Genomic DNA, 21,508 nt, shown 5'->3' with positions numbered 1-21,508 from the left:
TTTGCCAATCGATGGAAAGGAACATCCATGCGCAAAACGACCCTTCTGGCAGCCGCCGCCACGCTGGTGCTCGCAACCGCCGCCAGCGCCCAGCAACAGCCTGCGCAGCAGCCCAGTCCGGCGCCGGCTGCGCCTGCTCCTGCCGCGCCCGGGGCGCAGCCGCAGGCGCCCACCATCCAGGCGATCAACGTCGTCGATATCAAGGATCTGCCCGCGGACACTCAAGCCAAGGTCAACGAGGTGATCGCCAAGCGCAGCGATGCCGACCTGCAGAAACTGCGCGGCTCGATCGACGCGACACCGCAGGTCAAATCCGCGCTCGAAGCCAAGGGGCTCACCTCGGCGCAGGTGATCGCCGCCAGCATGAGCACCAATGGCGCGCTGACGCTGATCACCAAGAAAGCGAGCTGACGAGGCGAGGCGGCGGGCCGGCGCCCGGCCAGCCCGCCGCATCGCAAAGGGAACCTTCACGGGGGACGTTACGTTTCGGTCCTGTCGCCCTGACACGAGCCTCGAAAAGGACCCTGAGAACGAGCGATGGCGATCACCACCTTCTCCGACACCAGATGGCTGCATGGGATTGCCGCGACCGCGTTTCTGGCAGCCAGCATTCCGCACGCCGCGCTGAACGCGCAGAGCCTCGACAGCGCCGAGACCGTCAACCGGATCGTCGGCTCGGAGGTCGGCCAGGAAGAGACCCAGACAAATGCGGAAGCCGGCAAGGTCAGTTCGGCGATCGACCGCACGCGTGAAAACATCGCCGCCGTGCGCAAGACATCCAAGCTCGACAAGGTCGATATCGTGTTTCTTACCGATGCCGCGCGCACCGAAGGCGGCCCGCCGCCGGCGATCGAAAACAAGGTCAGGCAGCATCGGGACGACATCGCCGAGCTGCGCAAGGAGATCGAGGCGAACGCATTGCTGTTCAACGCCATCGATTCGCGGCGAGTGCAAACCGAGGACGTTCTGGCGGTGGAATTCGACGATCCGGGAAAGGTCGTCATCTATGCGGCGGCCAAGCCGCCCGGCTGAGCCGAAACTGCTCGACGCCTTCGATCTCACAGCGCGCCCATGATCTTCTGCTGAAATCCGTAGACCTCGCGCTTGCCGCCGAACGGCACCAGGGTAACGTCGCGCTCTTGGCCGGGCTCGAAGCGCATGGCGGTGCCGGCAGCGATGTCGAGGCGCATGCCGCGGGCCTTGTCGCGATCGAATCTCAGTCCCTCATTGGTCTCGAAGAAATGATAATGGCTGCCTACCTGGATCGGCCGGTCGCCGCTGTTGGCTACCTTCAAGGTGACCGTCGCCAGACCCTTGTTCAGTTCGATCTCGCCGCTTGCCGTGATGATTTCGCCGGGGATCATCGCGGCCTCACACGACGCCGAAAGCGAGGCCGGCGCCAATCGCGGCACAAGCGGCGCCAGCGGCGCGGGCAAGCCCGCGGAAGCGCCAGCCGAGGCCGAGACCGGCCGCGATGCCGACGGCGTGGAGCAATGCCGTGGCAACGGCAAAGCCCGCCATATAGCCGAGTCCGCCGACATTCTCAGGCACCTCGGCGCCATGGGCATAGCCGTGGAACAGCGCGAACAGGCCGATGACGGCGACGCCGGCCGAGACAGGAAGATCGACGGCGAGCGCAACCAGCAGCCCGAGTGCCACGACGGACGCCAGTATCGCCGGCTCGACGAAAGGCATCGGCACATGCAGCATGCCGAGCACGCCGCCGGCCAGCATGACGCTTACGAAGGCCAGCGGCCATGCCCAGGTCGCTTTGTCGCCCTTGAGCGCGGCCCATAGCCCGACGGCAATCATCGCCGTCATGTGATCGAGGCCGGAGAGCGGGTGGGAGAAGCCGGCGGTGAAGGACCAAACCGTGCCGGCGCCGACATGGGCATAGGCTGGCATTGCTGCCGCCAGCAGCAGGATCGCCGACAGCGTTGAGCGTTTCATCGTAGCGGGGATCATCGGCGTAGCTTCCATCTTCGACTACCTCTCACGCCGCCTTGCGGGCCGGAGCGCAGCTCTCTGCCTTGAGGACGCGCTTGGTGGAGGCCGGATATTTCTTCAGCAGCGCTGCCGGACGGATCGGGCGGGCCGAGAAGTTGCCGCCGCAATTCGGACAGGCGCCGCCGAGCACGTTTTGTGCGCAGTCGGCGCAAAAGGTGCATTCGAAGGTGCAGATCACCGCATCCGTCGCATCGGGCGGCAGATCCTTGTCGCAGCACTCGCAGTTGGGACGCAGCTCAAGCATTTTCCTCTCCTTGGCGGTGTTATCTGATCGGCTCGTGCACGGTCACCAGCTTGGTGCCGTCTGGAAACGTCGCCTCGACCTGCACATCGTGGATCATTTCTGCAATGCCTTCCATCACCTGGGCCCGGGTGACGACATGGGCGCCGGCCTCCATCAGCTCGGCGACCGCGCGGCCGTCGCGGGCACCCTCGACGACGAAATCGGTGATCAGCGCGATCGCTTCCGGATGATTGAGCTTGACGCCGCGTTCGAGCCGCTTGCGGGCCACGATCGCCGCCATGGCGATCAGCAGCTTGTCTTTCTCCCTCGGCGTCAGATTCATGCTTTTTCCTGCGGTGGCACAATCGAAATCAGAGTGACCATAATTTGGGCAGGCCCGCCCGTCCGTTGAGCAATTCGACAAGCGGCACCAGCCGCTTGCGGAGCTGGTAGCCGTCCTCAGCGAACAGCCTCGCAAGAAGCTTGCCAGATTTCCGCACGCTCCAGAAACTGACGCCGCCCTGGCCGCCGACTATGCCCCGGGCCGGCTCGAGCAAAGCCTCTGCCCGTGGCGACACCATCAGCAGCGTCGCCACGGCGACGGCACCGCCGGCCGCTGCGGGACGGTTCAAGGTGGCCGCAATGTCCGGCCCGATGCGGAACTCCTCTGCATGGACCAGCGCCCCGTCCTGGCGGACGCGCCAGCGGTCGTGGAAATGGCCTTGCGAAGCCCGTTCACCCATGGCCAGGCGGCCGAAGACGGTAGCCTCCAGGATCAGCGCCTCGGCTCCGGTGGCAAGCTCCACGTCAAGGCTGCGGGCAAAGGCCGAGCGGTCGAAGACGATGGTTTCCTGTGGCAGCCAGGCAATGTGGCCGTCTTCTCCGACAGTCAGCTGCACCCGCACTTCGGCGCGGTCGGATGCGGCGCGATAGATTTTCTCGCAGGCCTGCGTTGTTATGGTTGCGGAGGCGCCGGCACCGACATCGACCTCCCAGGCGAGACGGTCGCCACCGGTCAGCCCACCGGCGGTGTTGATCAGGACGGCTTCGAGCGGATCGGCCGAGACCGCCGGCATGCGGATCTTGGCCGAACCGTCCTGGTACAGACGCCGAAGACGCGTGCGGCCTCCGTTCCAGTCGCAGCCAAGCCGCGCGACGCCGGCAACACGCTGGGCCGGCGGCACTGAAGTCAAGCTATATGCGATCGTATCCACGACACCAACGTTAAGCACTGCGGCGGCTTTGTCGATATATAGCTTGTTGCTTGACAGCGTTTCGGTTTCTATAGAGGGAGCCACCTTGGTACGGTCACCGGCGCCTGGCGGGGGTAAAAGGCGACGATGACGACGTAATCGAGGACAAAAGGGGCGCTGATCAGTTGGCGTCGGGAAACGACAGAGTTGGGGAAGAAACCGAATGGCTGACCAGCTGGCAAACGATATCATCGCCAAGATCAAGGCTCATGCCGAGCCGGGCGGCGAGGAAATCACCACCAGTACCGAACTGACCGCCCTCGGCATCCATTCGCTGGAACTGACGGAGATCATCTTCGATCTCGAGGAAGAGTATGGCATCGAAATCGAGATGAACACTGTCGATGCCTGGAGCAATCTGAAGAATGTCGGCGACATGGTCGAGGCGGTTCGCGCGCTGATCGCGAAAAAAGCCTGACTGAATGCACAAGCGCGTCGTCATCACGGGCATCGGCGGATTATGCGGGCTCGGCACCAATGCACCGGCAATCTGGAATGAAATGCGCGCCGGCCGTTCGGCAATCGGCGCGATCGACAATCCGCTGCTGCATGATCTGAAGGTCAAGGTCGGCTGCGAAATCAAGGCGCTTCCCGAGCACGGCATCGACCGCAAGCAGGTCGTGTCGATGGACCGCTTCAGCCTTCTGGCGACGATCGCCGCGCGGGAGGCGGCACAGCAGGCGGGATTGAACCCGCACGCGGCCAACACCTACCGGATGGGCACCATCGTCGGCGTCGGCGTCTGCGGCTGGGAGGCAATCGAAGAGAACTATCGCGCCATCCTGCTCGAAGGCAAGAACCGCGCCGGCATCTTCACCGTCCCGAAAGTAATGCCGGGCGCTGCAGCCGGCCATGTCAGCATGAATCTTGGTCTGCGCGGGCCGGTGTTCGGCATCACCTCTGCCTGCTCGTCATCCAACCACGCCATTGCCTCGGCGGTCGATCAGATCAGGCTCGGCCGGGCCGACGTCATGGTCGCCGGCGGCACCGATGCGCCGCTGGTCTGGGGCATCCTCAAGGGCTGGGAGGCCCTGCGGGTGCTGTCGCCGGACACCTGCCGGCCGTTTTCGGCCGACCGCCAGGGGCTCGTGCTCGGCGAAGGCGCCGGCATGGTGGTGCTGGAAACATATGAGCATGCCATGGCGCGCGGCGCCGCCATCCTTGCCGAAATCGCCGGCGTCGGCCTTTCCGCCGACGCCTCCGATATCGTCGCGCCAACCATCGAAGGGCCTGAGGCGGCGATGCGCTTCTGCCTCGTCGATGCCGGGCTCAATCCCGAGGACGTCGACTATCTCAACGCGCATGGCACCGGCACCAAGGCCAACGATCAGATCGAGACGGCGGCGATCAAACGCGTGTTCGGCGACCATGCCTACAAGCTTTCGGTGTCCTCGACCAAATCGATGCACGCCCACTGCCTCGGCGCCTCCGGCGCGCTGGAAATGATCGCCTGCGTGATGGCGATCCGCGAAGGCATCGTGCCGCCGACCGCCAATTATCGGGAAGCCGACGCCGACTGCGATCTCGACATCACGCCGAACGTGGCGCGCGAACGCACCGTGCGCACCGCGATCAGCAACAGCTTCGCCTTCGGCGGCACCAATGCGGTGCTGGCGGTCAGGGCCGTGTGACCGCACCCCTTGCGGGTCCTTCACCGGGGCCGGCGAAACTTTCCATGCGCATATTGATCGCGCCAGGCGTCGCGCCTAACTCTCTGCGACCCGCCATGACCGTGCCGCTCGGCGCGGTCTCCTACCAGGAGTTTCGATGACCGATCTGTCCGCGTTTCCGATTGCTAGGCGCTGGCCGGCGAGCCACCCCGACCGCATCCAGCTTTATTCGTTTCCGACGCCGAACGGGGTGAAGATATCGATCGCGCTGGAGGAACTTGGCCTGCCTTACGAGCCGCATGCCGTCGATCTCGGCAAGAACGAGAGCTGGACCCCGGAATTCCTGTCTTTGAACCCGAACGGCAAGATACCGGCGATGATCGATCCGGACGGCCCGAGCGGCAAGCCGATCGGCTTGTTCGAATCCGGCGCCATCCTGCTTTACCTCAGCGACAAGACCGGCAAGCTGGTGCCGGCAGACGCGACGCTGCGTTATGAGACGATCCAGTGGGTGTTCTTCCAGATGGCTTCGATCGGGCCGATGTTCGGCCAAGTCGGATTCTTCCACAAATTCGCTGGGCGCGAAATCGCCGACAAGCGCCCGCTGGAACGTTATCGCGACGAGTCGCGACGGCTGATCGGCGTCCTCGAAACGAGGCTCAAGGGCCGCAGCTGGATCATGGGCGACGATTACACCATCGCCGATATTTCGATGCTTGGGTGGGTGCGCAATCTGATCGGCTTCTACGAGGCGCGGGAACTCGTCGGTTTCGACGATTTCCCCAGCGTGGGCGCATGGCTGGAGCGTGGCCTCGCCCGGCCGGCGGTGCAGAGGGGCCTCACCATTCCGGCCAGAAGCTGATCTTACATCGATTCCGCTCGGCTATTTTGCCTTGGTCCGGGGTTTTGAGCCGCCCTTGCCGACTACGGAAGCAGCAAGCGACGCCGCACCTTTGGCGGTGGCAAGCACGGCACCGGCGGCGACATTGGCCGTTGCTTTAACAGTGCGCATTGCGCTGCCTGCGATCGATCCTCTGCTGCTTGCCGATCTTTTGGGCTTGGGTGCAGCGGCTTTGGCCGCGGCAGGCATCACCTTTTTCGGCGCCGCCTTGCCAAAGCTGGGCTTTGCCGCATCCTTGGAGCGGGCCGCCGCTGCCGGGCCGGCGCTGGTTTTCACTCGAGTGGCTTTTGATCGTGTTGCCCTGCCCTTGGCGGGCGCAGGCTTTCTTGCCATGGTTTCCATCGAACGGTTCCCTCATGGGCACAATTGCCGTATCCGGGATAACGGCCTGAAACTGTCAAGGTTCCGGCCGGGCGGTTCCTTGCAAGTCAGGCCAGGTCGCCGACCACCAGGTCGGCGGGCCGCCGACGGGCAAGCACGCGGTCGATGTTCGGCATATCGTTAGAGGCGATCCAGGCGCGCGCATCCTCGTCGGAGCGGCCGTGCTCGTGCCATCGCGCCAGCAGTCGGCGCTCGAGCTCGGCGCGCGGCACATCGACGAAGATCGAGAAGTCGAACAGCGGCGCCAGCCGCGTCCAGGGTTCCTCGTCGAGCAGCAGATAATTGCCTTCGACCAGAATGAATTTGGTGTCGGCGGCGACAATCGCAGCGGCGGCGCGCGACAGCTCCATGCTGCGGTCGAAGACCGGGATGGCGATATCCGGCTCGCCGGCGCGGATGCGCTTCAGCAGCGCTTCGAAGCCGGCAAAATCAAAGGTTTCCGGAGCACCTTTTCGCGCGCGAAGGCCGCGTCGATCGAGAACGACGTCATCGTAATGGAAGCCATCCATCGGCACGACTTCCGCCGTGCCTTCCGGCAGCAGGTCGTGCAAGCCTGTCGACAATGTCGACTTGCCGGCGCCGGGCGGACCGGCAATGGCAACGATGAAGCGCGGCGCCTTGCCGGCGCGCTTGAAAATGGCAGCAGCGATATGGGCGATTTCTGACATTGGCCCCCTTACGGTGGTTCTGGCGCATTTTGGCGGCAGTTTTCGAAAATTTCAAACGCCGGATTGTGCCAAGCCTTCAATCGGGCCTGGATTGACCGATCCGCAGGAAATCGCTGTCGAAGGCGATGTCGCGCACGGCACCGTCAGCCGCCAGGATGCGCATGCGGCCCGGCGAGGTCGTGACGTCGTGCGGCGGCTCGCCGGATGGCCATGGCAGTGCGCCGATGACATGGCGGAACGAAAAGCGGCGCCCTTCGGAAAGGGCAAAGGCGGTCGCCACGCCTTCGCGCTTCAGCCAATTGTCGCCGAGCGATGCGGCGTGGCCGACGGCCGTGCGGCCGTCCTCGATGCCGAGCACGCCGCGGTGGCGGCCACTCCATGGCGCATAATCGCGCCCGCCATTGCTGACCCACAGCATGGTGACCGGCAGTTCGGCCGGGTTCTTCAGCACCAGCACGAGATCGGCTTCCGCCTGGCGCGCCAGCGCGGTCCAGCCCGGCCCGCCATGATCGGCCTCGACCAGCGTCACGAAGTCCTCACGCAGCTGGTCCATGCGATAGGTGGTCAGGTCAATCGTGCCGCCGTTGGCGGCGGGAAAGCGCGTCAGGTCGGCGGTTCGCGCCGGGTAGGCGAGCAACGAGCGGCCGCGGGCCGGATCGGGCTCCGGCGCCTCGTTGGGCGTCGCGGCAAAGCGCTTCGGCGAGAAGGCCAGCCTGCCGCCGGCCGTCATCACCGTCATCGGATGGTGGGCGACGGGAATGGCGCCGGCGCCGCCGGAAAAGACGTGCTCCTGATAGAGAAAGGGATGATCGTCGCGCAAGGTCAGGATCTTGTCGACGGTTGCGCCCATGACCGGGCGCTGCAGGCGGAAGACGGCGCGCCAGCCGTCGGCCGTTGCCGCGCTGTCGACGACGTCCCAGCGACTATTTGCCGGCCAGCCATGCAAAGGTGCCGCTTCGACGTCGCTGATCGAGAACGGCGCGCAGAGGAAATCGCCGGACAGGTGGACCGTCCCTTCAGGCAGGTCTTTCGGCAGCATCTCGCGCGGCTCGCCGACCCAGGGTGCGCGATGCAGCGGCTTCAGCCGATGGCCATCGATATCGACCGCCATGTCGGCGAGATGGCCGACGGCAAGATCGACCGATACCGAAATGCCCTTTGCCGTGATCGTGACCGCATCCATGTGCACCTACCGATTCTGCCGGCGCCAGCAAAGCCCACTCGCCGCCGGTTGCGCAAGCGCGGTGGCCGGCAATTCACATCAGGCGGCGCCACGTCGGCCTGTGGACAGGGCACCGTTCGAGGGCCAGACCGATATTAACCAAATGGACTGTGCCTTTGCGTTAAGATAGCTTCGCCTCGTCTCAGAAACTGCCTGCCTTCGGAACTGACTTGTCCGCCTTCCGGTTCTTTTCGTCCATCCACAAATGCGTCGCTGTGCTGGCGCTGCTGTTGTTTGCTGCCGGCTGCACGACTGTCACGCCGCCCGACAGCGTGCTGGCGGTACCGGCGCCGCCGCAGAAATATGCCGCCATGGTCATCGATGCCGGCACCGGCAAGACGCTGTTTGAGGTCAATTCGACGGCGCCGCGTTATCCGGCGTCACTGACCAAGATGATGACGCTCTACCTCCTGTTCGAGGCGCTGGACCAGGGCCGCATCAGCAAGGAGACGCAAATCCCGGTGTCGGACAACGCCGCCCGGCAGCCGCCGACCAAGCTGCGGTTCAGGCGCGGCGAGACCATCGACGTCGATTCGGCGATCCGCGCCGTCGTCGTCAAATCGGCCAATGACGTGGCGGTCGCCGTTGCCGAATATCTCGGCGGCAGCGAACAGGCGTTCGCCGGCATGATGACCGCCAAGGCGCGCCAGATCGGCATGAGCAGCACCGTTTTCCGCAACGCCTCGGGCCTGCCGGACGGCGACCAGCACACCAGCGCGCGCGACATGGCGGTGCTCGGCATGGCGCTGCACGCCCGCTTCCCGCAGCATTTCCACTATTTCTCTGAAAGCGACTTCATGTTCCGCGGCAGGCTGGTGCGCGGCCACAACGACATGCTCGGCCGGGTGCGCGGCGTCGACGGCATCAAGACCGGCTACATCAGGGCTTCGGGCTTCAACATCGTCACCTCCTATAATGCGGACGGGCACAGGCTGATCGTCGTGGTGATGGGCGCCGACAGCGCGCGCCAGCGCAACGACCACGTCGAGGCGCTGATCCAGCGCAGCCTGTTGCCAACCTCCGAGGCAAAGACGCGGCTGCTGTATGCCGAGGAGCAGTGACAGTTGAAGTCCGAGTGTTGACCGCGTGCGGGTTCAGGCGACAAACGCAGAGCCGCCGTTTTGCGCGACACTGCTGAGATACTTTGCCGGCGGCTTGCCAAGCGCTTTCTTGAACATGGTGATGAAGGCGGTGACCGATTCGTAACCGAGATCGGCCGAAACCTGCTGCACGCTGGCGCCGGAGGCCAGTTCGCGCATTGCGACGATCAGATGCAGTTGCTGGCGCCAGCGCCCGAAGGTCAGCCCTGTTTCCTTTACCACGAGACGTGCGAGACTGCTCTCGCTGAGCGCGGCGCGACTGGCCCATTCCGCCAGGGTGCTGCGATCGGCAGGATCTTGCGCCAGCGCCGCCGCGATGCGCCTCAAGCGCGGCTCGGACGAGATCGGCAAATGCAGCTGCTGGACAGGCATGCGCGGCAGTTCGGTGAGCAGAGCCCTGGTCAGGAGCTCGCCCCTCGCGTCATCGTCCTCAACGCGATCCGTCAGCTCGATGATGAGCTCGCGCAGCAACGGCGTGATCGAAAGCGTGCAGCACCGGTCCGGCAGGTCGGTAGCTCCCGGTTCGATATAGACGAAGAAAATCCGGGCATTGGCGGTCGCGATATTGCTGTGCTCCATGTCGCCGGGAATCCACACCGCGCAATGCGGCGGCACCATCCACAGGCCGCTGGGGACGCGACATGTGACGCCACCGCCCAGCGCGAAGACGAGTTGCCCTTTGCGGTGGTGGTGGTCCGGCACCTCCGCCCTGGTTTCGGTAACGTCAACGCGCACGGCGATTGCCGGGGCGAGGACATCATCCGGATCGAAAGGCCAGGGGTAGCGGAGAGGCTGTCTCATATTGACCGATTTTAGCGATCGATTGCCAAGATATCTAAATTACCCAAACGGGAAAGTCGATAGTTTAGGGATGAGTAACTCAGAAGCCGACAGGCGGGCTTCCATTTAGTCATGCCCTGCTTGCGTTCTGAACGTCGGACCAACAAGCCCGACGCACGAAACAGGCTGGCGTCCGCCACGCAGCAAGAAGGGACGATACCAATGCTCGCCTTGGTCACATCTTCCGACAGCGCCACCGGGTTGCGGCTCGCCGAGCTTGGTGAGCCCGAGCCCGCCCCGCATGAGGCGCTGGTCTCGGTCCGGGCAGTCTCGCTGAACCGCGGCGAACTGCGCCTGCTCAACATCCGTCCGAACGGCTGGGCGCCTGGCCAGGACGTCGCCGGAATTGTCGAGCGCGCCGCGGCCGACGGCTCCGGGCCGGCCGTCGGCGCCCGGGTTGCGGCTCTGGTCGACGAGGCCGGGTGGGCCGAACGGGTTGCCGTTCCGACCGACCACCTCGCCGTCCTGCCGGACGACGTCAGCTTCGTCTCCGCCGCCACTGTTCCGGTCGCGGGCACGACCGCGCTGCGCACCCTGCGCCTCGGCGGCGACCTGGCCGGCCAGCGGGTGCTGATTACCGGCGCCAGCGGCGCGGTCGGCCGTTTCCAGATCCAGATCGCCCGCCAGCAGGGCGCGTCGGTGGTGGCGGTCGCCGCTGCCCGTCATGCCGCGGATCTCCGCGGCCTCGGAGCCGAGCGGGTCGTCGAAACGATCGAGCTGGCCGAAGGACTGTTCTCGCTGATTACCGAATCGGTGGGCGGCGATAGCCTCGCCCACGCGATCGAACGGATCGCGCCCGGCGGGACCGTCGTCATGTTCGGCTCGAGCAGCGGCGAACTCACGCCCGTCGGCTTCCGCCAGTTCGTTCCGGGTCACGAAGGCGCGCGACTGCAGACCTTCGCCTACTACGCTTCCGGTCCGGAGGTTGGCGCCGACATCGCCTCGCTGCTCGCGCTGATCGCAGCCGGCCGGCTCGAAACGCGGGTAGTCCTTACCGTGCCGTGGCGGGACGTCGGCCGGGCCCTCGACGCGCTGCGGCAGCGCAGCATCAGCGGCAAGGCAGTGCTTACCGTGACCGAATGAGCAGGCGGTGGTGCCGGACGGGACGGTGTCTGTCTCCCCCGGGCTGCTACGGCAACTTGAGCCCGCTGGCGATTGCCCGTTGAAGCCGGCGCCTGCTTCCGCTAAGAAGCCGTGGCTGGCCGGTTTACCGGCTGGTTCGTTTTTGGGATCACCGATCCTGAAGGCACCCGTAGCTCAGCTGGATAGAGCGCTGCCCTCCGAAGGCAGAGGTCACAGGTTCGAATCCTGTCGGGTGCGCCAAATTATCTTGGCAAGAAGTACCTGCGTTGACCATTAAGCTCGCCCATGCGCGCCAGCCCGGTCGCCACCAATGTCTCCAAGACCTGCCCGATTCGGTCCTTGCGCTTGGCGGTATTCTTGCCATCGAATTCAGCGGCTATCACGTCTGGCATCGTGGGTGCGGGGGCCTTAGCAAGGATGTCGCGAACTAGCCTGATCTGCTCAAGTCCGTCGGAAGGCCACTTCAGCTTGTCCGAGGGACCAGGTACGATGTCGAGCATTCCCACATGCTCGCCTTCCACCTTCGGCGCTTTCACGCCCAGCTTCGGTATCTGGTAGCCGGGGCGCAGCCAACGGACGAGACCGCGTTTTTCCTCCACCGCACGCTCGTGATTGAGCGCGACAAGCCGAGTCAGCAACTCCTCTTCGGCCTGTTCCTGCGCTTCGGTCTTGCATGGTGACGGGAGCGTGGCACCGGGCTTTCCGACTAGTTCCGAGATCAAGTCCTCCCAGCCATAGGCCGAGAGCACGGCACGGTCGATGTCGTCATGGATTTCCTTCAGGATAGAAATCAAGCCCGCGTTCTGTATATCGCGCTCGGCGTCGGTCAGCCGAGGCACATCGCAGCCATTCTCCAGCTCACGCTGCCGTTCCAGCGCGTTGTAAAGGCCTGTCATTGTCATGAACGAGTGTTCGGCCAGCCGATCTTTGCGGAAGTTGTCGAGCCGTTCACCGAGTTCGCGGAGGCGCTCCTGTTGGGCGAACAGCGGATCTTTGTGCGTCAGCTTTGGATCGACCGAGATTGGAAACGCAAGGGGAAGGAATATAAGCGAGTTGTTGTAGCGTGGATCATTCCCCACGCCGAGAAAACCGCCGCGAGCCAACGCCCATACTAAGTGGCATCGTGAAGAAAGGACGGCCAGCACTTCCGCTCGATCGCTGGCTACGCAAATCAACCCCTGATCAGAGATGTGTTCCTTCTCAACGGCCACAAAATACCTATGCTTCGCAGTCATTGGCGAAACAAAATAACGACGCAAATCGGTCACGGCCTCACGAAGCTCAGGCCGAGGTTCCATGAACACCCACCAAAGATCGCGATATGAGGCGCGCTGGCTGAGTTGGCGGGATTCACGAACGTTCAATAGCAGATGCTGATAGAGATGCGGGTGGCTGTCCCGAAGCGTGGCCTCATTGAAACCGTAAGCGTCAATCGCCCAGCGCGGACTAGGTCTGTGAGCGAAGTCGCGACCGTTGCGAATTTCGCGAACAATGTTCGGCGCGCTGGATGCAAGCTGATGTGCTTGACGCGCGTCTTTTAGGAAGAAGCCATCACCTCCTACACACACACCCCGAAACGCAAGTCGCCTGTTCGCAAGAAGCACGTGAACAGATCCTACGTCTGCACCAATGGCAAGGTTCGGCCGAACCTTGCCTCCGCGCTTCTCTAACCCAACCTGAGGCGTGTCGGTGTTCAGCCCCGCCTCCGTCACGACCTCGGCCAGAATGCCCTCGTGCTCACCTTTCTCCGCGACTGTCATCGCAATACGTACAGCAGCCTTATCGGATGCCTTCATCCATGGGTGGTTCGGCACGGCGAAGACCAGCGATAGTCGCTCCTTTGCAGTCATGTGGTGCTCAATGACACGACGGGAGAAGATCTGGGTGATGGAGTTGGTAGTGATGAAGCCGAAGCGCCTCAGCGGGTTCGTATGGCCCTTCATCGGCCTCCGCAAAAGCCGGGTCGCCGCCTCGTCCAGAAGTGCATCACGAAATCGGCTCCACCCGAAATATGTGGGCGTGCCGCCCAACAGGCTTCGGCGTAACCGTCGCCAAGCTCGGCGCGCATATCTTTGCCGCCGATGAACGGCGGGTTACCGACGATGAACTCGACCTCGGGCCATGGCGCGCGCTTAGGGTTCACATAGGTGTAGAGCGGAACTTGCGCGTCCGAGTCGGGGATTTCCTCGCCCATGATCGGGTGCAGCTTTCTGGTCACGCCATCCCAGCGCGACAAGGGGCGTCCGGTGGCATCCCGCAACAGCTCCTGCCGATCATACACGATGACGGCGTCCTGCTGGGTGATGGTGCCATAGGCGTGCAGGATCGGTTCGGTGATCGAGCTGAGACCGGCGGTCTTGAGCTGCCACTTCAGATAACCGATCCAGAGTACGAGATCGGCGATGGGAACTGCACGCCGATTAAGCTCCAGCCCGTAGAACTGGCGCGGGTTAACCGTTTCCCCTTCCATGGCGAAGCGAGCCTGGTCCTCGCCAAGATCGTCCAGCGCCTCCAGCACCTCGCCTTCGAGGCGCTTCATCAATTCGAGGCTGACATAGAGGAAGTTGCCAGTGCCACAGGCCGGGTCCAGGACGCGTGTCGTGCAGAGCTTGTGGTGATACGCCTTCACTGCCGCCAGGGCCCCGGCGTGGTCGCCCTTGTCGCGCAACTCCTTCACCTGCCCCTGCACGATCGCCCAGTCGGCACGTAACGGCTCGATGATCGTTGGCACCACCAATCGTTCGACATAGGCGCGCGGGGTGTAGTGCGCGCCGAGCTTGGAGCGTTCACGGCTGTCCAAGGCCCGCTCAAGCAATGTGCCGAAGATTGCAGGCTCGACATCCGACCAGTCCTTGCTCGCCGCGATCCACAACTCGTTGACATCGTCCTTGTCTAGTGAAAGGGCAGAACGCTTCTTGAAAAGCGAGCCGTTGAACCTCTTTAAGGTGGCGTTGAGGTGGGGCGCGTAGCCGCCCGTGTCCATGACTGCCCAAAGGCTCTCCAGCGCAGACACAAAATGCTCTGGCGTGTCCTTCATCTGACCGAGGAGCTTCTGAAAGCCTTTCTCTGGAATGAGGTTCACGTCCTCAGCGAACATTGTGAACAGGCAACGCATCAGGAACTCCGCCACGTCTTTGGCGTCGTGCTTGCCTTCAAGCCGCTTGGCAATCTTGGCTAGGCGTTCTGCGATATCGCGCGTGACCTCAGCCGATATGCGCGTCGGGTCGAGCGAAAGCGGATCGGTCCAGATCGCTCGTAGGCGTGTCTGAATCTTACTGTCGCGAAGATCGTCCATACTGATGCGATATGTCTGGCGGTCGGGGAAATGTGCATAGTTCTTCCCCTGACCGGAGAAGTCGGCATAGACCTCGATCACGTGGCCTACATCGACCACGAGCAGGAAGGGCGGGTAACCGTGTTCGACCGGCAGCGCACGTGAGTAGTCCTCTGCTTGCTTGCGAGCGGCGAGCATCACTTGGTCCCATCCGCGAGTACCGCGTTTGGCTTGGCCGGGCTTGCGGTGAGTGGCGTCCTCCGGGATCAAGAGTAACTGGCTGGTATCGACCTTTGCAGCCCGGCGTTTACCCGACTGCTTGGCTTCGAGGATGAAACAGCCACGCCGATAGCAGTCGATCCGCCCTGCAGAGCGAGTGCCGTCAGGATGCTTGAAATCCACCCGGCGCTCAAAGACATAGTCGTTCAGGTGGTTCTGTTCCTGCGCCATGTTCGGACGCTCAAGCCCAAGCGCCTCGCACAGACCGATGACGAAGAGCTGATAGTTGGCAAGCTCCGACCCGCCGGACTGCGAACCCGCAGCAATCAGCGCATCAAGTTTGGCTAGGTTGTCTGGCCGTTCCCCCATGCCAGATAAATATTCGAACGTGGCCCACAAAGACAATGCGAAAGATGACTATGGGGGTGATGAATCTTGTCGTGCACGTACTGACTCGGACTGTAAGCGAACTTCCCCGAGAGCCTCTCGGCTCAGCCAGTCAACTTTTGGGTGACCCTGCCCGAATTCACCAATAAACCGGTGCGAGCGACCCCCATCACGCTCACCTTCGACCTCAGCGATCTGGAACCAACCGGCCTCCAACGACTTCTTCGTCAACAGATCTCGAACGGAGCGCCCCCGTGCCTGCACCACCCGAAATGGATGTCGTCCTCGAAAAGCTGCCTTTGAGGATCGGCGCCTACATACCCGACGACTTGCTGGAGGACTGGTTCGCGCCGGGGACGGGCATGAACCCGGTCAGCAAGGAGGCGCTTGCCACCGCCAAGAACTACGGCTGGCGCTTCGAATGCGAGTTCAAGCACTACCCCGAACGCAAGGAAGGCGTGTTCTGGAAGTGGGTGCCGGCGATCTGACCGGCGCTGGACGGTTCATCGTTCCGCGGAAACGCAGAACCGGTCTATCGTATTGTTTGACGCAAATACCGGACGGAAAACCGCTTCACACTTTTCCTGGAATTGCTCAGCCTCCGCCTATCGGCGTCGTCACCTTGCCGGTTCCGCCGCATTCGGGGCAGGTGCGGCCGTCGATCATGCCTGACCCTGCACAGCGGCGGCAAATATTCTCGCCAGCGCCTGGAGTGCCTGCGGGCACTTCGTCCGTGTTGGTCTGACCGGCTTGCCGGGGCTTGCCCTGCAGCTTGCTTCTCAGCCGGGCGACCCAGCCTTCGTCGACCTCGAGCGGCCTGCTGCTGTCGTCCGGCAGGCCTTCGCCGGATTGGCCGATGGTTTCATTGCGCGGCCGGTCATTCGCGCCTGTCGTAATCTTCTGAGCCATTGCAGGTGCCTTTACGCCTTGCAATTTCGAACGCCTCAGCTGCGCAGAGGTTCCGGTTGCGGCCGGCAACGTTTCAGCCGGGTTTTCGCCGCACTTTTGCTATCCTGAACCCGGATTTCGGCCGCGCCGGCATGCGTGCGAGCGAGACCGTCATATCCTGGTCGGGCACCTGGTAGACCATCGACCGCGTCAGCAGGCGAACCGCTTCCATGATCAGCGCGACGGTGACGGCTTCGCCGGGGCAGCGATGGGTGGTCGCCGGATCTCCGCCGCCATGCGGGATGAAGTCGAAGCCGTGCGTTTTCCAGCTCAGGCCGCGCTCGGGGATAAACCGGTCCGGCTCGGCAAACAGGCGCGGATCATGGTTGGTGCCGTGCAGGTCGAGCACAACCCAGTCGCCTTGGTGGAAACGGTAGCCCTTCCATTCGAACGGGTGGCGCGCGCGGCCGCCGATGAACGGGAAGAACGGATAGAGCCGGCGAACCTCCTCGGCGAAGGCTTCCAGCCCGTCGTCGTCGCCGGTCGCGAACTTGTCGTGCCATTGGCGGTGCTGGTGAAGCGCCAGCGCCGCGAACATGATGAAGCGGCCGATGGCGACGACGGGCCGGATGATGTTGATGATCTCGACCGCAGCACTGGCAAGATCGAGCGGCATTCCCTCGGCATCGACATATTCGCTGACCAGGCGGACCGGGCTGTTTGCCGGCAAATCAAGCGCGCCGCTTCGAACGCGCCGTACAAGCTCGCCGATAGTGCGTTCGGTCCGGCGTCGCCGCCACAGCGCCAGCATGGTCGACGGCCCAATGCCGCCGGCGTTCTCGACCATGCCGCTGAGCTCGCGGCAGAGTTCGGCGCGATCCTTGTCGGCCGGGATGCCGGCCCAATCCGCTGCCGCATGGGTCAGGACGAGGTTTACGGCGTCGAACAGGACGATCTCGTCACGCCGCTGCCAGTCTTCCAGCCGGTCGAGCCAGGCGCGACGGAAGGTTGCGCGGAGCCGCTCGATCTGGTCACCATCCAACAGGATCGACAGGAAAAGCGCCTTGCGGTGGCGGTGAGCGGCGCCGTCGAGCGCCTGGACGCTGCCCTTGTCCTGCAGCAGACGCAGCGTGGTCTGCGGCATCGCACCAATTCGGGTGAAGTGGTCGCCGCCATAAAACATCTCGGCAGCCTCGGCACCGCGGACGCAGATTGCCGGCCGCAGCATCAGGCGCGTGGCAAAGATGTCGGTGTTCATGCGCCGGCAGCGGGCCGAAATGAAGTCATAGCCTTCGCGCAGCAGGGCCAAGGTGCTATCGAACGCGGCGCGCGGAATGGGTTTTGCGGCATGATTGCCGCCGTCGGCATCGATCAGTTCACGTCTGTTCATGGCGTGCTCCCTGGCGTTGAAATTCCTCAACGCACGGCCGGCACTTTCGATCACACGACTTTTTGACGGCTTTGCCGCGCCGCCCTTCGGCCGCGGCTGGCAAGAATGGTGGTCAGCGTGACCGGACGAAAATCCCAGCTGTCGACGCCGACGTCATACTGACGCGTGACCGGGGTCAGCCTGCCGTGGGAATGGCCATGCAGGTCGATCGATTTCCTGCCGATCTGGTTCCAGGTGCGAAAAGGGTAGTGGCAAAGGATCAGCAGGCTGCCGTCGAGCGCCAGCTCCTTGTAGTGCTGCGTGCTCGCCCAACCTGTGGCCTCGATGGTGGCCGCAGCATCGTTGTTGCCGATGATCAAATGCTTGCTGCCATGAAGAGACGCCAGAAGCGACGACACGAACGTGGCCGATCCCCTGGCAAAATCGCCGAGATGCCAGACCTCGTCGTCCGGTCCGACAATCTCGTTCCAGAACGCAATGAGCGCCCGATCATGTTCCGCCAGCGAGCCGAACGGGCGGCGGTCGATGCGCAAAATGCGCGGGTCGCTGAAATGCGTGTCGGCGGTGAAGTAGATCATGCGCTGGAGCCTGTTTCGAACTGCCGATCTGGGCGCGTGGCGCACCAAGTCCATGTTGCTCTCCCGATGCTTGCTCAACCCGCTCGATCGCCGGTTGTTCCTGGAAGCAGGCCTAGGCGGTTTTCGCTCGTTGGCACTTTGAAACGGGGGAACTTTGAAACGGGGGAACTTTGAAATGAGACGCAGGTTAGAATGCTTGACGCCGATGCTCTGAAAGGACCTCGACGATGACCGACGCAGCACCTCTTGGGCGAAGCCCGGCTCAGGCGCGGGGCGATATCGACGCCGGGCGCGAAGGGGACAAGACCCCGGGCATCGATCCGGCTGCGGCTCCCATGGAAACGGACGCGGAATCCGCCGGCAACGCTCCGCCGAAGAGCCCTGCCGCGCGCCATGAAACGCCGAAGTTTACCAACCAGGCGAGCTATGCCAATGCGATGCGCCCGCTGAAGGATGAGCCCGACGTCCAACCGAGCAGATATGGGCCAGTCATGGTGATTGCCGCCATCGTCGTGCTGGCCGCGGCGGTTTTCATCGGCGCAGCCGTGCTGCGCTGAATATCTTCATCCGAGCGCTGCGGCTGGACATTTTGTGTCCGGTCCGGAACCTTGTTGTCGCGTCAGGTTCAGGCGCGACCGAGTCTGCTGCACAATGACCACCACCCATCAATTCTTTGCCCGTGACGCCACCACCGTGGCGCGCGACATGATCGGCGCCACGCTGCTTGTGCACGGCGTTGGCGGCGTCATCGTCGAGACCGAGGCCTATCGCCCGGATGACCCGGCTTCGCATGCTTTCGGTGGCAGGACCGTGCGCAACGGCGCAATGTTCGGTGCCCCGGGCAGCGCGTATGTCTATCGCTCCTATGGCCTGCATTGGTGCCTCAATGCCGTCTGCCTGCCCGGCAGTGCCGTGCTTGTCCGCGCAATCGAACCGCAATCCGGGCTGGAGGTGATGCGGGCCAATCGCGGCGTTGACGATCCGCGGCTGCTTTGTTCGGGACCGGGTCGTCTTTGCCAGGCGCTGGCAATCGACAAATCCCATGACGGGCTGCCGCTGGACGTGCCGCCATCCGAATTCAGGCAGCCGGGCGACGCCAGCGCCGTTCTAACAGGCCGCCGGATCGGCATTTCCAAGGCTGTCGATGCCGAGTGGCGGTTCGGCCTGCGCGGCTCGGACTATTTGAGCCGCAAGTTCTGATGCCCGCGGCAGCGGCAGAGCAGTTGCCCGGCATCACTCGTCGGGTTTGCCGAGATGCATAGGTGTCGCCTGCTGGCGGGCTTCCCTGGTCACCTCGTCGGCTCCGGCAGGTGAAATCCCTCGCAACGCCTTCGCGGCTACGGTCAGCCGGCCGCGATCATTGCCGAAGCTTTTGATCAACTGACGGACCTGGTCGGCGGTGATGCCGTTCTGTTGGGCAAAATACTCGACTTCACGGTCGTCTTCCGTAGAAACGCGGTCGCGCTCGCGGAAATCTCGCTTGCTCTTATCGTCGGCCATTTTTTCCTCCTGATGGAGCTTTGCATCAACGGCAACGTGGGTGAGCCGCTTTCGTTGCCGCGATCAGGCGGACTTTTCCGCCGCCGTGCCGACTGCCCAGGAACCATGAGGCGAGCAGCCGGTTTGGCTTGGATGCAGACACGTTCAGCCTCCAATTCATACCGATGGAGAATACGATGACGCTCGCAAGCAAAACCACTGCAATTGCCGCGGCGCTGGCCATGTTGGCCGCGCCGGCATTCGGCCAGACGAGCCCACCTGCGCCCGCCGCGCCGGCACCGGATCGTGGCGCCGAACCGTCGCCCGGAATGAGCGGGCAGAGCCAGGATGCCATGCGCGAAATGATGCGCCAGATGATGACTGAGATGCTGGAGGAGAGAATGCAGGAAGATCGCGCGCCCCGGGCAGAACGGCGAGGTCCCGACCGCTGGCATCGTGGCTACAGGATGGGCCCGCCTGACCGAGGTTGGGAGATGGGAGGCCGCGGTGGCATTGCACGCGGGATGCATGGCGCGAGGATGCGCATGATGTTCGCCATAGTAGATGCGGACGGCGATGGCGCGGTTTCTCAAAGCGAAGTCCAGGATTTCGTCGGGCGAATATTCAACGCCGTCGATGAGAACGGTGACGGTAGCGTCGACATGCAGGAAATCCGATCCTTCTTCCATGGAGGAGGCGCCGAGGATCAGGAGTAAGTCTCCTACGGTCGGCAAGGAGGCCTGTCTGGGGCTGGCCTTGCCGAACGCCGCGGACCAATCAGACCAGCAGGAATTCGTTGACCATGACAGCGAAAGCTACGGAGAAAACCCCGACCATCGCTCGTATCTGGCGCGGCAGAACCGTGCCTGAAAAGGCAGACGCCTATGAGAGTTACAATTACAAGGCCGGCATCAAGCCGCTGATCGAGAAGGCGCTGGGCGTGCAGACCTTTCGCGAGGACACGCCGACCCATTCGGAATTCGTGACGATTTCCTATTGGGAGACTATCGAGGCGATGGCGGCGTTCACCGGCGGCGATCCGACGAAAATCCACCATCTCGAGCGGGACGAAGAGTTCCTGATCGAGTTGCCGTCACAGGTGCAGGTGCTGCGCATCCGCTCCAGTCACGGGCGGCTGGGATAGGGCAGCGCCGCCCGGTTCGGCCCGATCTAAGAAATCGCCGTCAAGTCGATTTCGGTGATGTGCCAGCGGCCGAGATTTGCGGTGTAGAGCTTGTCGTCCTTGAAGGCAATGTTGGTTGGGTGGGCGAGCGTCGTTGCCGCCGGATCCTCGATCAGCACCTCGAGCCCGCTATCCTTTCGCCAGCGATAGATGCGGCTCGGCTCGTAGCATGAGATGAACAGCGAACCGTCCGGCGCCAAGGCGACGCCATCGGGAACGTTGTTCACGCCCTCCACGACGAGCTGGCGAGACCCTGCCGTGCCGTCGGCAAGGATCGGCACATAGCTGAGGCAGGCCGCATGGCTTTCCACGACGTAAAGCCCATCGCCACCCGGCGCCATCGCCATGCCGTTGGCGAAGGCCATGGTCTCGCTGCACCACAGGCCGCCTTCGCCGGTCTTCAAATCGTAGCGAAAGATGCCGGAGCGGTTGTCTTCGCCTACGCTGTCCGACACGTAGAGCCAGCCGCGTGTCTCGTCGACGATCGGATAGTTCGGCACGCGGATGCCGGCCGAGGCGAAGCGCGTCATACCAGCCGTCGCGGCATCCCAGCGAAAGATCGCCGCATGTCTGAGATCGCACGCGAAGCAGTTGTCCGCGCTATCGAAGGCGATGCCGAGCAGAAAGCCCTCCGTACCGCCCATGCGTTCGACCGAGCCGCCATCGGCGGCCAAGCGCAGCAGGTCGCCGGTTTCGGTGCCGCACCAGATCGAGCCGTCGCGATGGATGGCCACGCCTTCCGGATGGGCAACGCGCGGGCTGGTGAAGATGCCATCGAAGAAGACCCTCGCGGCCGGCATTTCGAGCAACGGCTTTGCCATG

29 protein-coding genes and 1 tRNA gene are annotated in these 21,508 nt (G+C 63.5%); 13 read left to right on the top strand and 17 right to left on the bottom strand.

Features of this window, described 5'->3' with window-relative positions; genetic code table 11:
* Positions 1 to 27: 27 nt before the first annotated feature.
* Together NKI29_RS03620 and NKI29_RS03615 are read left to right on the top strand one after the other, a co-directional pair.
* Positions 28 to 411, top strand: a complete 384-nt coding sequence (locus NKI29_RS03620) for a hypothetical protein (protein WP_023677006.1) — start codon at positions 28 to 30, stop codon at positions 409 to 411.
* A gap of 126 nt (positions 412 to 537) precedes the next feature.
* Positions 538 to 1,032, top strand: a complete 495-nt coding sequence (locus tag NKI29_RS03615) for a hypothetical protein (RefSeq protein ID WP_023677007.1) — start codon at positions 538 to 540, stop codon at positions 1,030 to 1,032.
* A gap of 26 nt (positions 1,033 to 1,058) precedes the next feature.
* Here NKI29_RS03615 and NKI29_RS03610 read toward each other — a convergent pair whose 3' ends face one another.
* Genes NKI29_RS03610 through NKI29_RS03590 form a run of 5 tightly spaced genes read right to left on the bottom strand, consistent with a single transcriptional unit; the run spans position 1,059 to position 3,444 of the window.
* Positions 1,059 to 1,364 carry an urease subunit beta gene (locus tag NKI29_RS03610; protein ID WP_023677008.1) on the bottom strand — a complete coding sequence of 102 codons (306 nt, stop codon included), beginning with the start codon at positions 1,362 to 1,364 and terminating at the stop codon, positions 1,059 to 1,061.
* Between the two features lie 7 nt (positions 1,365 to 1,371).
* Positions 1,372 to 1,965, bottom strand: a complete 594-nt coding sequence (locus NKI29_RS03605; protein ID WP_352795701.1) for a HupE/UreJ family protein — start codon at positions 1,963 to 1,965, stop codon at positions 1,372 to 1,374.
* Between the two features lie 28 nt (positions 1,966 to 1,993).
* Positions 1,994 to 2,251 (bottom strand): DUF1272 domain-containing protein, encoded by a 258-nt coding sequence (locus NKI29_RS03600; RefSeq protein ID WP_023677010.1) that lies wholly within the window; start codon positions 2,249 to 2,251, stop codon positions 1,994 to 1,996.
* 19 nt (positions 2,252 to 2,270) lie between these two features.
* Entirely contained in the window at positions 2,271 to 2,573 is a 303-nt protein-coding gene (locus tag NKI29_RS03595) for an urease subunit gamma (protein WP_023677011.1), read from the bottom strand.
* A gap of 28 nt (positions 2,574 to 2,601) precedes the next feature.
* Entirely contained in the window at positions 2,602 to 3,444 is an 843-nt protein-coding gene (locus NKI29_RS03590; protein ID WP_023677012.1) for an urease accessory protein UreD, read from the bottom strand.
* A 202-nt stretch (positions 3,445 to 3,646) separates the two neighbouring features.
* Here NKI29_RS03590 and NKI29_RS03585 point away from each other — a divergent pair, with 202 nt between their 5' ends.
* The 3 genes from NKI29_RS03585 to NKI29_RS03575 all read left to right on the top strand — a co-directional run bounded on the left by NKI29_RS03585 (position 3,647) and on the right by NKI29_RS03575 (position 5,955).
* Positions 3,647 to 3,901, top strand: coding sequence for an acyl carrier protein (locus tag NKI29_RS03585; protein WP_023677013.1), 255 nt, complete (start codon positions 3,647 to 3,649; stop codon positions 3,899 to 3,901).
* Positions 3,902 to 3,905: 4 nt separating this feature from the next.
* Positions 3,906 to 5,114, top strand: a complete 1,209-nt coding sequence (locus tag NKI29_RS03580) for a beta-ketoacyl-[acyl-carrier-protein] synthase family protein (protein ID WP_023677014.1) — start codon at positions 3,906 to 3,908, stop codon at positions 5,112 to 5,114.
* 136 nt (positions 5,115 to 5,250) lie between these two features.
* A complete protein-coding gene (locus NKI29_RS03575) occupies positions 5,251 to 5,955 on the top strand; it encodes a glutathione S-transferase family protein (protein ID WP_352588686.1) in 705 nt (234 codons plus the stop codon).
* A 21-nt stretch (positions 5,956 to 5,976) separates the two neighbouring features.
* Here the strand turns inward: NKI29_RS03575 and NKI29_RS03570 are convergent, their stop codons facing one another.
* The 4 genes from NKI29_RS03570 to NKI29_RS03555 all read right to left on the bottom strand — a co-directional run bounded on the left by NKI29_RS03570 (position 5,977) and on the right by NKI29_RS03555 (position 8,226).
* The gene (locus NKI29_RS03570; protein ID WP_302893450.1) at positions 5,977 to 6,105 is read right to left on the bottom strand and encodes a hypothetical protein; all 129 of its coding nucleotides are present in this window, start codon (positions 6,103 to 6,105) and stop codon (positions 5,977 to 5,979) included.
* A complete protein-coding gene (locus tag NKI29_RS03565) occupies positions 6,092 to 6,352 on the bottom strand; it encodes a hypothetical protein (protein WP_352750554.1) in 261 nt (86 codons plus the stop codon). Before NKI29_RS03565 ends, NKI29_RS03570 begins: the two co-directional genes overlap by 14 nt.
* A 70-nt stretch (positions 6,353 to 6,422) precedes the next feature.
* The gene (locus NKI29_RS03560; RefSeq protein WP_352449496.1) at positions 6,423 to 7,043 is read right to left on the bottom strand and encodes a nucleoside triphosphate hydrolase; all 621 of its coding nucleotides are present in this window, start codon (positions 7,041 to 7,043) and stop codon (positions 6,423 to 6,425) included.
* A 76-nt stretch (positions 7,044 to 7,119) separates the two neighbouring features.
* On the bottom strand, positions 7,120 to 8,226 hold the full coding sequence (locus tag NKI29_RS03555; protein ID WP_352795579.1) for a hypothetical protein: 1,107 nt from the start codon (positions 8,224 to 8,226) through the stop codon (positions 7,120 to 7,122).
* Positions 8,227 to 8,435: 209 nt separating this feature from the next.
* On the opposite strand from NKI29_RS03555, the gene NKI29_RS03550 reads away from it, so the two are divergent.
* Positions 8,436 to 9,326 carry a D-alanyl-D-alanine carboxypeptidase family protein gene (locus NKI29_RS03550; protein ID WP_352795578.1) on the top strand — a complete coding sequence of 297 codons (891 nt, stop codon included), beginning with the start codon at positions 8,436 to 8,438 and terminating at the stop codon, positions 9,324 to 9,326.
* Between the two features lie 33 nt (positions 9,327 to 9,359).
* Here NKI29_RS03550 and NKI29_RS03545 read toward each other — a convergent pair whose 3' ends face one another.
* Positions 9,360 to 10,166 (bottom strand): AraC family transcriptional regulator, encoded by an 807-nt coding sequence (locus tag NKI29_RS03545; protein WP_352795577.1) that lies wholly within the window; start codon positions 10,164 to 10,166, stop codon positions 9,360 to 9,362.
* A gap of 201 nt (positions 10,167 to 10,367) precedes the next feature.
* On the opposite strand from NKI29_RS03545, the gene NKI29_RS03540 reads away from it, so the two are divergent.
* Positions 10,368 to 11,288, top strand: coding sequence for a zinc-binding dehydrogenase (locus tag NKI29_RS03540; RefSeq protein ID WP_352795576.1), 921 nt, complete (start codon positions 10,368 to 10,370; stop codon positions 11,286 to 11,288).
* Positions 11,289 to 11,451: 163 nt separating this feature from the next.
* Positions 11,452 to 11,528: transfer RNA gene (locus NKI29_RS03535), tRNA-Arg, on the top strand.
* A gap of 2 nt (positions 11,529 to 11,530) precedes the next feature.
* On the opposite strand, the gene NKI29_RS03530 is transcribed toward NKI29_RS03535, so the two are convergent.
* Both NKI29_RS03530 and NKI29_RS03525 read right to left on the bottom strand, forming a co-directional pair.
* Positions 11,531 to 13,231, bottom strand: a complete 1,701-nt coding sequence (locus tag NKI29_RS03530; protein ID WP_352795574.1) for a DNA methyltransferase family protein — start codon at positions 13,229 to 13,231, stop codon at positions 11,531 to 11,533.
* Positions 13,228 to 15,180: a type IIL restriction-modification enzyme MmeI gene (locus tag NKI29_RS03525; RefSeq protein ID WP_352795573.1), complete on the bottom strand. Its 1,953-nt coding sequence runs from the start codon at positions 15,178 to 15,180 to the stop codon at positions 13,228 to 13,230. The genes NKI29_RS03530 and NKI29_RS03525 overlap by 4 nt, the downstream gene beginning before the upstream one ends.
* A gap of 242 nt (positions 15,181 to 15,422) precedes the next feature.
* Between NKI29_RS03525 and NKI29_RS03520 the strand changes: the two genes are divergently transcribed.
* Positions 15,423 to 15,656, top strand: coding sequence for a hypothetical protein (locus tag NKI29_RS03520; RefSeq protein ID WP_023677026.1), 234 nt, complete (start codon positions 15,423 to 15,425; stop codon positions 15,654 to 15,656).
* Between the two features lie 106 nt (positions 15,657 to 15,762).
* Here the strand turns inward: NKI29_RS03520 and NKI29_RS03515 are convergent, their stop codons facing one another.
* The 3 genes from NKI29_RS03515 to NKI29_RS03505 form a co-directional block, all read right to left on the bottom strand.
* The gene (locus NKI29_RS03515) at positions 15,763 to 16,077 is read right to left on the bottom strand and encodes a hypothetical protein (RefSeq protein WP_352795716.1); all 315 of its coding nucleotides are present in this window, start codon (positions 16,075 to 16,077) and stop codon (positions 15,763 to 15,765) included.
* A 73-nt stretch (positions 16,078 to 16,150) separates the two neighbouring features.
* Positions 16,151 to 17,446: a cytochrome P450 gene (locus NKI29_RS03510; protein WP_352795571.1), complete on the bottom strand. Its 1,296-nt coding sequence runs from the start codon at positions 17,444 to 17,446 to the stop codon at positions 16,151 to 16,153.
* Positions 17,447 to 17,496: 50 nt separating this feature from the next.
* Positions 17,497 to 18,024, bottom strand: a complete 528-nt coding sequence (locus tag NKI29_RS03505; RefSeq protein WP_352795570.1) for a metallophosphoesterase — start codon at positions 18,022 to 18,024, stop codon at positions 17,497 to 17,499.
* Between the two features lie 227 nt (positions 18,025 to 18,251).
* Between NKI29_RS03505 and NKI29_RS03500 the strand changes: the two genes are divergently transcribed.
* Positions 18,252 to 18,581: a hypothetical protein gene (locus NKI29_RS03500; protein ID WP_352725664.1), complete on the top strand. Its 330-nt coding sequence runs from the start codon at positions 18,252 to 18,254 to the stop codon at positions 18,579 to 18,581.
* Positions 18,582 to 18,675: 94 nt separating this feature from the next.
* Positions 18,676 to 19,224 (top strand): DNA-3-methyladenine glycosylase, encoded by a 549-nt coding sequence (locus NKI29_RS03495; RefSeq protein ID WP_352795568.1) that lies wholly within the window; start codon positions 18,676 to 18,678, stop codon positions 19,222 to 19,224.
* Between the two features lie 33 nt (positions 19,225 to 19,257).
* On the opposite strand, the gene NKI29_RS03490 is transcribed toward NKI29_RS03495, so the two are convergent.
* Positions 19,258 to 19,524 (bottom strand): DUF3606 domain-containing protein, encoded by a 267-nt coding sequence (locus NKI29_RS03490; RefSeq protein ID WP_023677031.1) that lies wholly within the window; start codon positions 19,522 to 19,524, stop codon positions 19,258 to 19,260.
* A 176-nt stretch (positions 19,525 to 19,700) separates the two neighbouring features.
* On the opposite strand from NKI29_RS03490, the gene NKI29_RS03485 reads away from it, so the two are divergent.
* Entirely contained in the window at positions 19,701 to 20,219 is a 519-nt protein-coding gene (locus tag NKI29_RS03485; protein WP_352571830.1) for an EF-hand domain-containing protein, read from the top strand.
* Between the two features lie 86 nt (positions 20,220 to 20,305).
* Positions 20,306 to 20,647 (top strand): antibiotic biosynthesis monooxygenase family protein, encoded by a 342-nt coding sequence (locus NKI29_RS03480; RefSeq protein WP_352725668.1) that lies wholly within the window; start codon positions 20,306 to 20,308, stop codon positions 20,645 to 20,647.
* Between the two features lie 26 nt (positions 20,648 to 20,673).
* Here NKI29_RS03480 and NKI29_RS03475 read toward each other — a convergent pair whose 3' ends face one another.
* Positions 20,674 to 21,507 (bottom strand): SMP-30/gluconolactonase/LRE family protein, encoded by an 834-nt coding sequence (locus tag NKI29_RS03475; protein ID WP_352795567.1) that lies wholly within the window; start codon positions 21,505 to 21,507, stop codon positions 20,674 to 20,676.
* Between the last annotated feature and the right edge of the window lies 1 nt (position 21,508).

Source organism: Mesorhizobium sp. M0678 (genome assembly GCF_040320505.1).
GTDB lineage: Bacteria > Pseudomonadota > Alphaproteobacteria > Rhizobiales > Rhizobiaceae > Mesorhizobium.
The sequence above is the reverse complement of the archived record's forward strand: the minus strand, read 5'-3'. Positions and strand labels throughout refer to the sequence as shown.

What these genes read in the sequence shown, in the direction of transcription:
- NKI29_RS03560 (WP_352449496.1), bottom strand. Translation starts at nt 7,043, where the DNA reads ATGTCAGAAATCGCCCATATCGCTGCTGCCATTTTCAAGCGCGCCGGC.
- NKI29_RS03505 (WP_352795570.1), bottom strand. Translation starts at nt 18,024, where the DNA reads ATGATCTACTTCACCGCCGACACGCATTTCAGCGACCCGCGCATTTTG.
- NKI29_RS03480 (WP_352725668.1), top strand. Translation starts at nt 20,306, where the DNA reads ATGACAGCGAAAGCTACGGAGAAAACCCCGACCATCGCTCGTATCTGG.
- NKI29_RS03500 (WP_352725664.1), top strand. Translation starts at nt 18,252, where the DNA reads ATGACCGACGCAGCACCTCTTGGGCGAAGCCCGGCTCAGGCGCGGGGC.
- NKI29_RS03485 (WP_352571830.1), top strand. Translation starts at nt 19,701, where the DNA reads ATGACGCTCGCAAGCAAAACCACTGCAATTGCCGCGGCGCTGGCCATG.
- NKI29_RS03575 (WP_352588686.1), top strand. Translation starts at nt 5,251, where the DNA reads ATGACCGATCTGTCCGCGTTTCCGATTGCTAGGCGCTGGCCGGCGAGC.
- NKI29_RS03540 (WP_352795576.1), top strand. Translation starts at nt 10,368, where the DNA reads ATGCTCGCCTTGGTCACATCTTCCGACAGCGCCACCGGGTTGCGGCTC.
- NKI29_RS03565 (WP_352750554.1), bottom strand. Translation starts at nt 6,352, where the DNA reads ATGAGGGAACCGTTCGATGGAAACCATGGCAAGAAAGCCTGCGCCCGC.
- NKI29_RS03545 (WP_352795577.1), bottom strand. Translation starts at nt 10,166, where the DNA reads ATGAGACAGCCTCTCCGCTACCCCTGGCCTTTCGATCCGGATGATGTC.
- NKI29_RS03585 (WP_023677013.1), top strand. Translation starts at nt 3,647, where the DNA reads ATGGCTGACCAGCTGGCAAACGATATCATCGCCAAGATCAAGGCTCAT.
- NKI29_RS03515 (WP_352795716.1), bottom strand. Translation starts at nt 16,077, where the DNA reads ATGGCTCAGAAGATTACGACAGGCGCGAATGACCGGCCGCGCAATGAA.
- NKI29_RS03495 (WP_352795568.1), top strand. Translation starts at nt 18,676, where the DNA reads ATGACCACCACCCATCAATTCTTTGCCCGTGACGCCACCACCGTGGCG.
- NKI29_RS03600 (WP_023677010.1), bottom strand. Translation starts at nt 2,251, where the DNA reads ATGCTTGAGCTGCGTCCCAACTGCGAGTGCTGCGACAAGGATCTGCCG.
- NKI29_RS03615 (WP_023677007.1), top strand. Translation starts at nt 538, where the DNA reads ATGGCGATCACCACCTTCTCCGACACCAGATGGCTGCATGGGATTGCC.
- NKI29_RS03610 (WP_023677008.1), bottom strand. Translation starts at nt 1,364, where the DNA reads ATGATCCCCGGCGAAATCATCACGGCAAGCGGCGAGATCGAACTGAAC.
- NKI29_RS03605 (WP_352795701.1), bottom strand. Translation starts at nt 1,965, where the DNA reads ATGATCCCCGCTACGATGAAACGCTCAACGCTGTCGGCGATCCTGCTG.
- NKI29_RS03510 (WP_352795571.1), bottom strand. Translation starts at nt 17,446, where the DNA reads ATGAACAGACGTGAACTGATCGATGCCGACGGCGGCAATCATGCCGCA.
- NKI29_RS03595 (WP_023677011.1), bottom strand. Translation starts at nt 2,573, where the DNA reads ATGAATCTGACGCCGAGGGAGAAAGACAAGCTGCTGATCGCCATGGCG.
- NKI29_RS03555 (WP_352795579.1), bottom strand. Translation starts at nt 8,226, where the DNA reads ATGGATGCGGTCACGATCACGGCAAAGGGCATTTCGGTATCGGTCGAT.
- NKI29_RS03580 (WP_023677014.1), top strand. Translation starts at nt 3,906, where the DNA reads ATGCACAAGCGCGTCGTCATCACGGGCATCGGCGGATTATGCGGGCTC.
- NKI29_RS03620 (WP_023677006.1), top strand. Translation starts at nt 28, where the DNA reads ATGCGCAAAACGACCCTTCTGGCAGCCGCCGCCACGCTGGTGCTCGCA.
- NKI29_RS03530 (WP_352795574.1), bottom strand. Translation starts at nt 13,231, where the DNA reads ATGAAGGGCCATACGAACCCGCTGAGGCGCTTCGGCTTCATCACTACC.
- NKI29_RS03475 (WP_352795567.1), bottom strand. Translation starts at nt 21,507, where the DNA reads ATGGCAAAGCCGTTGCTCGAAATGCCGGCCGCGAGGGTCTTCTTCGAT.
- NKI29_RS03490 (WP_023677031.1), bottom strand. Translation starts at nt 19,524, where the DNA reads ATGGCCGACGATAAGAGCAAGCGAGATTTCCGCGAGCGCGACCGCGTT.
- NKI29_RS03570 (WP_302893450.1), bottom strand. Translation starts at nt 6,105, where the DNA reads ATGCGCACTGTTAAAGCAACGGCCAATGTCGCCGCCGGTGCCGTGCTT.